Origin of the sequence: Paenibacillus tundrae (assembly GCF_036884255.1) — a bacterium.
Classification (GTDB): Bacteria; Bacillota; Bacilli; order Paenibacillales; family Paenibacillaceae; genus Paenibacillus.
Window position 1 is genome coordinate 3,570,146 of sequence record NZ_CP145605.1, and the last position, 12,571, is coordinate 3,582,716.

Below are 12,571 nucleotides of genomic sequence, written 5' to 3' on the forward strand. Positions count from 1 at the left end.
GGTAACAAATATCCTGTGATATATCACACATGCTAATCTATTTCGGTCTGAAATTGTCCATATTGATAAAGTATGATCTCCGATATTATCGCAGTGGCGCAAAATGGCTGATGGAAGACAGAATTTCTTCCGTTTCCGAGATTATATCAGGGGTAAGCTCAAGTTTAACCGCTTTGAGATTCTCTTCAATCTGCGCCGGTCTGCTAGAGCCAATGATGGCAGAACTTACCACGGGTTGACGTAGAATCCACGCCAATGCGAATTGGGACAATGTTGCTCCAATTTCATTAGCAAGTTCCGACAGCTGTAACGTACATTGAAGCACATCCTCACGCAAATAGCTGTTGATGACGCCATTCGTTTGATTATTCGCAGCCCGTGTACCTTCAGGAATCTGCTGTCCCGGTTTATATTTACCGGTGAGCACACCCTGTGCCAGTGGAGAGAATACGATGAGCCCCAGCCCTTCCTGCTCGCATTGCTCAATGACTCCTTCTCTCTCAATATAGCGTTCAAACATATTGTAGATCGGCTGATTGGAAATTAACGGACGTAAATTCAGACGTTTGCTAATCCCTGATGCCTCTGCAATCTGTGCGGACGTCCACTCACTGACACCTGCATACAAAATTTTGCCTTGCGCTTGCAGATCATCCAATGCTCGAAGTGTTTCGTCAACAGGAGTTTCGGAATCAAAGCGATGACATTGATATAAGTCAATATAATCTGTACCCAGCCGCTTTAAGCTCGCCTCACACTGCTCAACGATGTGTTTACGGGACAATCCGCGATCATTCGGTCCTGATCCCTGCGGGAAAAACAACTTCGTAGCTAGCACGTAACTATTGCGTGAATACTGCTTCAGCGTGCTTCCCATCACCTCTTCGGCGCCCGGATACGAATTCGATGTATCGAAAAAATTAATGCCGAGTTTATACGCTTTATGCATACATGCGCGCGCCGCTTCTTCTGAAGTTGCTGATCCGTATGTTAGCCAGCTTCCCAATCCAATTTCACTAACCTTCAATCCACTTCGACCAAGTCTTCTGTATTTCAACTAAATCACTCCTTATAAGAATGGTTGGATTAGAGCCTACTCGTGTAAACGCTCTATTGTACAATCTTAGGATAGTGGTTAAACTTAGGTTTAAGTCAAGACATTCAATCATTTTTTTGGAAAGGAAGATTTGCTTGGAATTTACGATTAAACAAGTCGCGGAACGAACCCAATTACCTGCTTCCACTTTGCGTTTCTATGATCGGGCAGGTCTCATGCCTTTATTGAAGAAGACGGAATATGGTACCCGTAAATATTCTGAGATGGATATATGTTGGCTGGAATTAGTACGTTGCCTAAGGGACAGTGGCATGCCACTTGAGGATATCAAAGCATTTATGCTGCTCTGTCTAGAAGGTTCCGGCACTAGTGAACAGCGGAAGGAAATGTTGGAGACGCATCGGCATAACATTTTGAAACAAATGGACATGTTAAACTGCAGCCTGGGTACCATTGATTACAAGCTAGAGCACTATAATGAGATTGGCATTTTCCATATCGATACCAAATAGTACATAGGATGTTTATTATAAAACAAAAAAAACGCTCGTGTTAGGTACAAATCTTTCGGCTACCTTAACATAATGAGCGTTTGAATATTTTAGGCTGTTCATTTATAAAGACATCTTATTGTTCGCATACGCAGCCGCACCGATCATACCTGCTTGTCTACCTAATTTAGCTTGTAGGATCTCACAAGCACTGGAAGCAAGTGCTAAAGCATGTTTTCTAACGGTATCTCGGACTGTTTCCAGCAAACGTTCCCCAGCAGCAGACATTCCACCACCCACAATAACGACTTCAGGATTCAATAAATTGATCACATTCGCAAGACCAAATCCAAGAATGGTGCCTGTTTCATGCATCACCTCGATCGCAAGAGCATCTCCAAGATCATAGGCCTCCGAAATCATATGGGCAGTAATTGCTGTCCCATCGTCTCCTGCCCATTGCAAGATGATACTTGATCGACCTTCCTCAAGCTTCTCAGTAAACGTTCTAACCATACCTACCGCAGACACATATCTGCCTAAACAGCCCGAGCTTCCGCATCGACAAGGTCGACCTTCCCGGAACATATTCATATGCCCAATTTCGCCAGCACTAGACGTGGTACCGTAGATGACTTTGCCATCATTCACAATACCCGATCCTAGACCCGTACCTAATGTGATTAATACTAGGTTACGATAGCCAACGCCTGCACCGAAGAGCCATTCTCCGTACATATTTACTCGAACATCATTATCAATGAAGACTGGAAACTCAAAATGTTCCTTCATCACATTCACCACATGAATGTTCTCCCAACCCGGAAAGTTAGGCGAGAATATAGATAGCCCTTCCTCTGGATCAAGCAATCCTGGAATGCCCATACCCATACACTTAATTGAAGACTGATCGATGCCTTCAAGCAGCAGCATCTCTTGAACAATTCCCTGAATTCTACTCAATACATGAGCTGGTCCCTTGCTTGCTTCTGTAGGGTCACTTCTTTCGTGAACGATGTGAAAATCCATGTTGAAGATTGCAGACTTAATATTGGTTCCACCGAGGTCAATGCCTATAACATAGTTACTCATGATCTTGATCTCCGTTCTCCTAGGTTTAGAGTATTGTAAAATACTTCATGCCTAAAATGAATGGACATATGAGACTAATATTGGGTAACTGCTCTCACGAAAGTTAATATCAGAGGTTAAACCAAAAAACACAAAACATCCTTATCGGACGTTTTGTGTTTTGAATTTTAGGGTACGGCCTTTCAGGTTGGGTCTTGTACACGTTCGGCCTTTTATGAGTATGATCTTTTATTGAGAAGACGTTTCTGACGAAGATGGGCTATTCTCTTCCGTACGTCGATCTCTGCCGTTCATACCTCTGCCTCCTGCACTCTCACCTAATTTGGTCAAATCAATAGAGGATGCATCAATCAGAGTATCGGAACTCGCTTTTTGCTCATCTGTTGTAGCAGGTATCGATCCATCTAGTTGGCCTTGTATACTCTCTGCACGTAATGTGCCCAACTTGATCAGTTCAGCGACAGCCTCTTCATATGCATCGTATGATACAAATGCCGTTGGATCTTGTTTAACATAATCTGCAATCATCGTATTGAGATTTTCTACCGTTTCCTCGAATTTACCATTTGCAAAATAACCATCTACAATTTCCTGTAAATATTCATGATACTTTTCCTTATATTCCGGTACTTCAAGCAATTGATTAAGAATCGGACGTTCCTCCATTGTTACACCAGAAATTGGTGTGTCAATTGCTAGATTAACCACATCAGAAGCCGTACCCGCCTGGAATCCTCCAAAAGCCATATTGTAATCCCATGGCAGCATGCTAATCTGTCCATCATTCTCGTACAAATAATAGTTATGACCCATGTTAGAAGTATAGCTATCCATATTGACGACTACGGTATGAGCCGCAAAATATCGAAGAACAGCATCGACATCAACATATTTCTCCAAATCCGTACCCGCATTCAGATTTTTAAGTGCTTCGATGACCCGTTTTTGATCTTCCTCGGTCGTTTTTGTCTTGGCGTTATCGAAGATGGCAGAGTAACTAGATACTTCGTCATCGGTATACACTAATGAAACACCATTGGTTCCTCCGTTCATTCCTACGCCGCCACCTCCACCAGGCCCCATGCCACGACCTTCACGAGCATCAGCGGATTGCGGATCTGAGTCTGTACCTGATGTCATATCACTTGGTGGTTCCATACCTTCTGGAGGTTGTCTATCTCCCATCATTCCGCTATCGCCCTGTTCAGGTGCATTCCCCTCAAAGTTACCTGGGTTCATCATTCCACCTGCTCCACCACCCATATTATCGTCATTGTTAGGTTTGTAGAGTTCTCCCTCATCATTTTTTGCACGAGCGAGATATCCACTGTCGATGTCTTCAACAGCTAGGTATAACCCCCACGTTTCCCCGTTAACATGGATGTCAGCAAAAGCAAATAGTGGAGCATCAACGCCGATATAATCCATAATGTCATAGCTTAGATACTCTTTCATATAGCTACTATCTGAAATCATGTTGTTAACCACTATTTTGTCGAGTCCCATCCAAGTCTGATCTTTGACATACTCGTCAAATTTAATTTTGAAGCTATAACGGTCTGTCGTATCATCTTCAGCAACTTGCCTTAAGCTCGAATTCCCTTTCGCTCGAATGCCTACGTTTTCAATAGTTGTTCCGTTGATCGTGACATTGGCTTTGATATAATTCTCTTCCGTTGCTGTATCAAGCATTTCTTGCCAAGCATCTTCGTCTACATCAATGGAGAAGGACATGACCTCCGTTTTATTGATCTCCTGTGCATAGCCTACAGTTTGAGTATTTACATCAGTGACTTTACTCTCCGTATTCGTATCTGTAGTATTGCTCACAACTTCACTGCTGCAAGCAGATAAGATCATTCCAGAGATTAACGTTACTGCTACTATACTTCTCCACTTATGATTCATCATTCATCTTCCACCTTCCAAGCGTAATAAGTTTTCTTCTACTTGGAAGTAAGTTTAATGGCGTAAGCTGAAATGAATCTGAAATGATTATAGGATTAATTTGTTTAAATGGTCATTGCTTTGTTCTACCAATAGTTATCTGTTGTTCAACGAAATTTTCAACATGACCGCTTTTCTCATAGAAATGGATTGCATGTTGCTGGACTCCGGCTCGTGTATAGAAGGGATCCCCTGCTACAAGCGGCAGGCTAACATTCTCACCTGTACTTGCCGATTTATAAATCGCTGTGATCATTTCTAGGGTACTGCGACCACTTACTCCATCGACTAGCGGCGGCTCCCCTGATTCAATGGCAGTTAAGACATTGTCAATCTGAGCGGTATGTCCTTCGTAGGATAGATTCGGCAGGCGATCATAAACCTCTTGAAGCTGCTCCTCCAGCTCCACATTTTTCTCAGGAAATCCGTTCGCTCTAGAAGAAGAAGCTGTGATTTTCCAAGGAGCTGAGATTCGTGCATGTTGGCCTTGAAAAATGAACTGTTGCTCTTCACCATGATGCACGACCGAACTCGTGATCTGTCCCAGTGCTCCATTCGGATAACGAAGCATCGCAATGGATATATCTTCGACTTCAGCATTATCATGGGCGACATTGCTCATGAACGCCTGCACCTGATCAGGCCGACCCATCATCCAGAGTAAAGCATCGATATGATGAACCGCATGGTTCAGCGTACAGCCGCCACCCTCTTTCTCCCACGTACCACGCCACCAGAGATCATAGTAACAATGACCTCGCCACCAGAAGGAATCCACCTGCGCATGCAAGATCGACCCCGCTAGCCCTGTATCTAGCATCTTTTTCAGTTTCATAATTGGATTCGTGAATCGATTTTGTGCTACAACCGACAACACCTTGCCACTCTTCTGTGCGGCTTCAATCATTAGATCACACTCTTCAAGCGAAGATGCCATCGGCTTCTCAACTAATACATGACTTCCCGCATTTAGAAAATCAACGGCAATCGGCGCATGTTCGTAAGGAGGCAGACAGATCGAGATCAGATCAATCCCCTCGTGAAGCAGCTCTTTGTAATCGCTAACAATTTTGGCGTTTAGATTAAATTCATTCTTTTTCGCTTCCGCCTTATCAAGATATAAATCACACAGCGCTACAATCTCGCATCGCTCCCCAAAATGCAAATAACTATTGATATGAGCGTTGGAAATAGCCCCTGTACCGATAATGGCTACCTTTAACATCATAATTCCCCCTCTTAACATCGATGTTCTTATCATCATGGTATCGTAGGATCACTATCTATTGTAATCCTGTGATGTGGTTAAAATAACGCTATGTTGCGGTTTTCAGGGAGCTTCGTTATAGTAAAAATGCTGGACAACAATCCATAGGGAGAGGTGTTGAGGTATGCGATATGATCTGTACAAGTTCAATGAGAGCACCCTTCATTTCGGGTATAGGCGCAAAAGCATAAATAACGAGCATATGGAGACATTTCATTCTCACTTAGGCATCGAATTATTGTTGATCCACCAAGGAAGTGGAACGATGATCGTTAATAACCGGAGCTATGAAATTAAACCGGGCATGTTCTGCATTTTTCAGCCATACCAGCTGCACCACCTGAAATTGGATTACTCCAACAATCAATGTTTTGAACGATCTTTGGCTATTTTTGAGCCCTCTATGTTTGAAGCCTATTTCGAGAAATGGCCCATTTTACACGCGTTCTTCAGACATATTTATGTAGGTAAACTCTCCTCGCCTTGCTTCTATAATCTGAACGACCAGCATATGTTGGTTCACTTATTCAGGAGCTTTCAAGAGCAAATGTCCAACTGGGACGAGTCGAATCGATTAGAAGAAATTTCACTGTTTCTGGTGAACTTCCTGCATCATCTCAAACCGTTATGGACTGATTTCGAGGTTAACTCTACTATTTCTCCGACCGAACGCAAAAACCATCAGGTGGAGCGAATCTTAGGGTGGATTGAAAAAAATCATCATGTTCCTTTTCGTTTAGATGAGTTGGCTCAATCGTTGCACTTGTCTTCCTATCACCTCTCTCATTTATTCAAAGACGCTACTGGAGTCAGCATTTCTCAATATATCGCCACTCGTAGGATTCATCAGTCTGTTCGATTATTAACGACGACAACCAAACCGATCTCGCTCATTGCTGAGGAAATCGGCTTGACCAATGTATCGTATTTCTGCAAATTATTCAAAGAACAGATGGACGTCACACCCCACCAGTATCGCAAAAGATGGGTCAATCATCCGTTTCGTCTGGAATAACTATATCTGGTCGTTAAATTCAAAAAAATAAGATAGTGAGATCTAATATTAGACATCTCGCTTACAATGACAGATAGTGGCTACTATAATCAAAGTGAGTGTCCATAACATGGAAATGCCTGTTCCTTGTATGGGAGTAAAACCATTGATTACATCAGAGGAAGGTGGTATGTACATATACAATCCTGCCGTATCTGGAAAGTAATCTCTAATACGAGGTAGAAAGTCCCTCGACAATGGACTCAGTATAAAATAATAAGTAAGTAGCACCACTAAAGCAGACGTGGTTCTTCTTAATATAGCACCTACCGCCGCACTGAGAAGTGTGATTAATGTTAGATAGCCTGTTGCACCTACTAATGTTCCTATGATTATATCTAGTTCAACTACTGCCGCAGTGTCTCTTAACATTATTAAAGGATATAGTACACCAGATAAAACAATAACAAATGCGGCAGGAATGGTTATGATCGCCAAAGCTACATGCTTCATGCATAATTGAAGACCACGCCAAGGTACAACAGTCAAAGTCGTTCGCATCTGCCCTCCCGTATACTCCGTACAAGTAGCTAAAATACCGAGGATAATGAAGCCTGCCTGAAGGTATACCATAGATGCAAGTCCTATATCTAGTTCATTTTGTATCCCTACTGTCCCATGCAAACCAGTAGAAGCAGAAGTGTAAGCTGCTGCTAAAAATAAATTAGCTATGAATGTACTTAGAACATTAATCCATATCCATGGAAGTGTAACTAATTTATCTAACTCACTCCTAAGAATTCGAGTGATCTTTCTACGAGAAGAAACATTCATGATGCAACGTCCCTCCTATGGAATACAATAGCTGCAACAATCATAAGAACGACCACCCATGTAAACATCACCAAGCCACCTATGTGCGGAGTGTGAAATCTGTCGTTCATAGACATAAACATATCAATGCCGGCACGATCTGGTAAATAGACGGCTAGTGGTGTAACCTTGGCAAGCAAGATACTAAATGAAACTATAGATGAGTTTATCATGAGTACAGTAAGCGGTATAATACTATTCTTGGTTAGAACAGTAAGCCCGAAAGCTATCAGCGCGGTGAACACCCAGTAGCAAACTGCACCGATAAGTCTGGGCCAATCAAATGCTGGAGCATATTCACCAAGAATTAGCTCAGTTGATAATATAGTTGTTACAGTAGCTATCATACAGAGCAATGCGCTGATTGTTATCACAGCGCCTGCCTTTGCCAGCAAAAAATAAAGCCGGGATGGTACTACAGATAAACTTGTTGTAATCTGTCGTCCTCCACCAGATTCACTGCTTTCTGTGAAATACTCACTACTTACAGCAAGCACACCTAGGATGATAACTCCTTGCACACCAAAAGCTAATCCGACATATCCAACTTCCGCTAGCCTTGTGCTAACTCCAGCGATAATATCTTCTTTTTGTGCCAGACTATCCAGCCCAGCAAAGATTGCTGGGGCAAAAGCTCCAATGAAGCAGGCAAGCCAGATGCTCGGAAGGGAGAACAATTTAGACATTTCCGCGTTGAATACTCTCACCCAACATCACCTGCATTTTCCGTTGTAGTAAGCGCAAAAAAAGCCTCCTCTAACGTGGAATAGTTGCCTATGACTTCTTCCAATGTTCCATCTGCAACGATTTTTCCCTTCTTAATGATCACCACATCATCAACCGTCTCTGCAAGCTCTCCCATGAGATGACTTGATAGTAGCACCGTATTCCCAGACTCTGCACGTTCACGTAGGAATGTCCGAATCCAACGAATCCCCTCTGGATCGAGCCCATTCACAGGCTCATCTAATACCAATATTTGCGGATCACCAAGTAATGCAGCTGCTATCCCAAGTCTTTTCCCCATACCAAGAGAGTAACTGCCTATTCTTTTACCGGCCGCATTAGTCAGACCTACAATTTCCAGAACTTCCTCGACACGTGCGAGCGACAATCCTGCGGCACGAGCAATCCAGCACAGGTGGGCTCGTCCTGTTCTCATACGATGAGCTCCTGATCCATCAAGTGCAGCACCTATTGTTGTTAGAGGATGCTGTAATTCTCTGAATGGAAACCCATTAATTAATGCAGTCCCTGAGGTGGCGCGATCTAATCCGAGCAGGATGCGAAGTGTAGAACTTTTACCCGCCCCATTCGGACCTAAAAAACCCGTTACTCTACCAGGTTCCGCTTTGAAGCTAATACCAGATAATATTTCTTGAGCCCCACGACGTTTCACTACGTTATTAAGTGTAAGCAACCACAACACTTCCTTTCTGTTATGGCTTTCATTATATAGAGGCTAAGTTACATCTCGGTGATCAACCTGTTTACTTCTAGGTTAACTTTGGCTTAAGCTCTCCCAAATAAAAAATCCCCCATGGTAGACCATGGAGGATGTAATTCAAATTTCAGATATCTATACTGTGTAACTTAAGGAGTATCTTTCGTAAGTGTTAACGTCATATTAATCAATCTGAATGCGCTTATGGTTGTTCTCTTCCCCTAAACGTTTCGGAACTTCAAGCTTTAACACGCCATCTTCCAATCTGGCTTTGATATTCTCTTCATCAATTCGTTCCACATAGAAACGTCGAAGGAATTCACCCGATCGGCGCTCCTGCCGGATAATACGATTGGAATCATCCTTATGCTCTTGAAAATCATGACGTTTGGCTCGAATAATCAATTCATTGCCTTGAACCTGAATATCAATATCTTGTTTTGCGATTCCCGGAAGATCTGCCTCAATCCAATATTTGTCCTCGTCTTCACGAATATCGGTTCGGAATGGCTGGTTGCTGTTGCCCAAGGGAGATACCCATGGACTGTCAAACACATCATTGAAGGATTTCAGCATGTGTCCGAACAGGTCTTCATTTCGTTTACGAAACGGAGTCATCTCAAACATAAACATCATCTCCTTAATATGATTGGTTTGTTGTTGCTTACATGTACGATTATAATCCACTAATCAATGATCATCAAAATGCGAAAAAAACGATAATAAACGATATTTTTGCAATATAACCTGTTATGCCAAAATAGATCCTTTTCCCTTAGTTTTTGACCTTTTTTGACCTTCTGACTTTCTCTGATATTTCTCTCTTAGATGACTTGCAAGGGTAAACGAATCAGACTTTGGCCAGGTGCAGAAGTGGCTAGATTATCCTCCAAATTGAATGATTCCGCAGGTCTGATCTCGGCAAACTTTTCAAGAAAAGCGGTTAGTGCAATATTCAACTCTAATCTGGCAAGTGGCGCACCTAAACAGAAATGAGGACCAATGCCAAACGTAAGATTTCTTTTATTATTTTTTCGATGAATATCAAGTTCGAAAGGTCGCTCAAACATATGTTCATCCATATTCGCTGCACTCATCCATGCAATCACTAGATCTCCCTTTTTCAGCTGAACACCTAACACATCATTATCTTGCTTGACGGTACGATGCCTCTTCGAGATCTGGAAACGATAACGGAGCATTTCTTCTACGGTGTTAGGTACCAGATTAGGTTCTTCTCTCAATTGCTTGTACAAGGTTGAATCGTCATACAATAAAGAGTAGAACATGCTCGATATCATATGGCTTGTTGTTTCAATACCTGCTCCAAGTAACAGCATCGTTGTTCGAACAACCTCGTCGTCTGTAAATTTCTCCTGATCCACCTCTACCGCCAGAAGGTCAGATATAATGTCCTCCCCAGGATTCGCTCTCTTCCGAACAACGATTGGATAAATATGTTGAAAGTATTCTTTGGCTGCAGTCTGTTTCTTCTTCTCTAACTGCTCTTGGTCTACGTTGTTGGATGGCTGGAACAAAACATCTACCCATTTTTTGAACAGATGACTATCCTCTAACGGCACTCCCAACAAATCAGCCATTACCATGGAAGGAATCGGACTTGCATAAGACTCAACAATATCTACTGTGGTGTTACTCTCTATGTTATTTACTACATTCTTAATGACTTGTTGAATGCGCGGCTCCCAATTTTTCAGACTACGAGGTGTAAATGCAGCAGACATCAGGGATCGATATTTGTGATGACGAGGTGGATCCATACTTGAAATGCTGACTTTTTCAGGAATGGCTCCCTCTTTGTTTTTGGCACCTACTTCTAAAATAGTTCGATTCCCCTCGGCAGAAAAGAACTCATGATCACTAAGCACCTTCTTTACATCATCATATCGAAAAACATTCCAACAATCGGTCTCCTCGTGATAATAGATTGGATTGTCGTTTAGCATCTTTTTGTACCATTCTAGTGGAAAAAATTCTTCAGATCTGGTGTTAAACTGAGTGATCGCTGGAACTGAGACAACTTCTTTACTCATTCGTAATCCACCTCCAAGAATATTCTTCATACACATGAAAATTCGTACTTAACCAATTATATACTCTTAGTATATTTAATTTCAATTTTTCGTATATTATCGAGAAATAATGCTTATAAACAAGGTTTTATAATTATACTAGTAGTATATTTCATCTAAAATGAACAAATAAAAAAGGCTGGCATTTGCCAACCTCATGGCAGTATCACTTTTGCAATTGTTCTAAATACCACCAACAGGATTGAACAAGTCTGTTCGCTTCGGATTGAAATTGGCTCGATTTATGCTCGCTATGGAATGCTTTGAGCACCACTTCAATCACGGAGGTATTAAAGTCATTCTTCTCCTTTAGTAACGTTAACAGCCCGTTAGACAGTTGTTTTAATTTTAATGATTCATTGGAGTTTTGTACAAGTCGATCGAATTCCTCAAACTCTTCTAACCATTCTTCTAGATTGATATGGTTACTGTTTGTATTTCTATCCCCATTGATAAGCGCTAGAGACGTATAATCAAAAATGTGTTCGTTCTTTTGCTGCATTGTCTTTAAAATCACTTCTATATACCTCAAAACTTTGGGCACAACTTCGTTCCAAATTGGCTTCTCGGTATTCAAACTCCTCGATGCATTGGCAATCTGGTGTAATATACCGTAGCATAGAATAGCTCCTTCGCTCGCGTACAAACGTATCTCCTGTCCATATACCTCAATTAATCTAGTAGACAACCACTTCAGCTGCAATGTAGCTAGGTTTGCAGAGTTAATCTCTCCGGAATAAAACCCAGACCAGTATAACTCCCATACTCTTTCTTTACTAGGAAGTGACATGGGAATAGCAATCTGATCAACAAGCAGATCAAAATCAGAGTGATAATGTTTACCCTCAAGTTCTTTTCGAATCAAGTTATCCTCTTGCATCCGTTGATTGAGAATGGAATATAAGCAATCTTCCTTCGAATTGAAGAACTTATAGAAGGTTCCTTTCGAAACGCCTGAGTGATCCAAGATCATCTGAATGGTTGTATTTGCAAAACCATGTTCTATGAAAAGTGTAAGAGCTGTCTCCAATAAACTTTGTTTACGACTACTCATGTCTCTAATCGCCCCAAGTCTGATTTATATTAGTTATATGTACAGACCTTTGTCTTTGCTCCGGCCTCAGTTATAGCACCATTATATACCCGTTTCACTGATCTGTCCTTCAACTATAATGTGCAGAGTATTCACTGAAAAAAAAGTAGTATTTGACGGTGAGATGTGCTACTTTTTGTTGTTTTTCAAGGTGCGTGTGCGAAAGTAGGGTATGCTCAATATGATCAGCGGAGTAGTGTTTTATTATTGTGAATTTTTC

General features: G+C 41.8%; 12 protein-coding genes. 2 read left to right on the top strand and 10 right to left on the bottom strand.

What is annotated here, in order from left to right:
* Positions 1-85: 85 nt before the first annotated feature.
* Entirely contained in the window at positions 86-1,057 is a 972-nt protein-coding gene (locus V6W81_RS15975) for an aldo/keto reductase family protein (protein ID WP_338539698.1), read from the bottom strand.
* Positions 1,058-1,191: 134 nt separating this feature from the next.
* On the opposite strand from V6W81_RS15975, the gene V6W81_RS15980 reads away from it, so the two are divergent.
* On the top strand, positions 1,192-1,569 hold the full coding sequence (locus tag V6W81_RS15980; RefSeq protein WP_338539699.1) for a MerR family transcriptional regulator: 378 nt from the start codon (positions 1,192-1,194) through the stop codon (positions 1,567-1,569).
* Positions 1,570-1,671: 102 nt separating this feature from the next.
* Here V6W81_RS15980 and V6W81_RS15985 read toward each other — a convergent pair whose 3' ends face one another.
* From V6W81_RS15985 to V6W81_RS15995, 3 genes are all read right to left on the bottom strand, one after another.
* Complete coding sequence (locus V6W81_RS15985) at positions 1,672-2,640, bottom strand: ROK family protein (RefSeq protein ID WP_338539700.1); 969 nt, start codon at positions 2,638-2,640, stop codon at positions 1,672-1,674.
* A gap of 228 nt (positions 2,641-2,868) precedes the next feature.
* The gene (locus V6W81_RS15990) at positions 2,869-4,551 is read right to left on the bottom strand and encodes a CotH kinase family protein (protein WP_338539701.1); all 1,683 of its coding nucleotides are present in this window, start codon (positions 4,549-4,551) and stop codon (positions 2,869-2,871) included.
* Between the two features lie 109 nt (positions 4,552-4,660).
* Positions 4,661-5,812 carry a Gfo/Idh/MocA family protein gene (locus V6W81_RS15995; protein ID WP_338544011.1) on the bottom strand — a complete coding sequence of 384 codons (1,152 nt, stop codon included), beginning with the start codon at positions 5,810-5,812 and terminating at the stop codon, positions 4,661-4,663.
* A gap of 166 nt (positions 5,813-5,978) precedes the next feature.
* Between V6W81_RS15995 and V6W81_RS16000 the strand changes: the two genes are divergently transcribed.
* Positions 5,979-6,869, top strand: a complete 891-nt coding sequence (locus V6W81_RS16000) for an AraC family transcriptional regulator (protein ID WP_338539702.1) — start codon at positions 5,979-5,981, stop codon at positions 6,867-6,869.
* Between the two features lie 48 nt (positions 6,870-6,917).
* Here the strand turns inward: V6W81_RS16000 and V6W81_RS16005 are convergent, their stop codons facing one another.
* The 6 genes from V6W81_RS16005 to V6W81_RS16030 all read right to left on the bottom strand — a co-directional run bounded on the left by V6W81_RS16005 (position 6,918) and on the right by V6W81_RS16030 (position 12,312).
* Positions 6,918-7,682 (bottom strand): ABC transporter permease, encoded by a 765-nt coding sequence (locus tag V6W81_RS16005; RefSeq protein WP_338539703.1) that lies wholly within the window; start codon positions 7,680-7,682, stop codon positions 6,918-6,920.
* Positions 7,679-8,428 (bottom strand): ABC transporter permease, encoded by a 750-nt coding sequence (locus V6W81_RS16010; protein ID WP_338539704.1) that lies wholly within the window; start codon positions 8,426-8,428, stop codon positions 7,679-7,681. The genes V6W81_RS16005 and V6W81_RS16010 overlap by 4 nt, the downstream gene beginning before the upstream one ends.
* Complete coding sequence (locus V6W81_RS16015; RefSeq protein ID WP_338539705.1) at positions 8,425-9,141, bottom strand: ABC transporter ATP-binding protein; 717 nt, start codon at positions 9,139-9,141, stop codon at positions 8,425-8,427. The genes V6W81_RS16010 and V6W81_RS16015 overlap by 4 nt, the downstream gene beginning before the upstream one ends.
* 207 nt (positions 9,142-9,348) lie before the next feature.
* On the bottom strand, positions 9,349-9,792 hold the full coding sequence (locus V6W81_RS16020) for an Hsp20/alpha crystallin family protein (RefSeq protein ID WP_338539706.1): 444 nt from the start codon (positions 9,790-9,792) through the stop codon (positions 9,349-9,351).
* A gap of 197 nt (positions 9,793-9,989) precedes the next feature.
* The gene (locus tag V6W81_RS16025; protein WP_338539707.1) at positions 9,990-11,219 is read right to left on the bottom strand and encodes a cytochrome P450; all 1,230 of its coding nucleotides are present in this window, start codon (positions 11,217-11,219) and stop codon (positions 9,990-9,992) included.
* 205 nt (positions 11,220-11,424) lie between these two features.
* On the bottom strand, positions 11,425-12,312 hold the full coding sequence (locus V6W81_RS16030; RefSeq protein WP_338539708.1) for a TetR/AcrR family transcriptional regulator: 888 nt from the start codon (positions 12,310-12,312) through the stop codon (positions 11,425-11,427).
* Between the last annotated feature and the right edge of the window lie 259 nt (positions 12,313-12,571).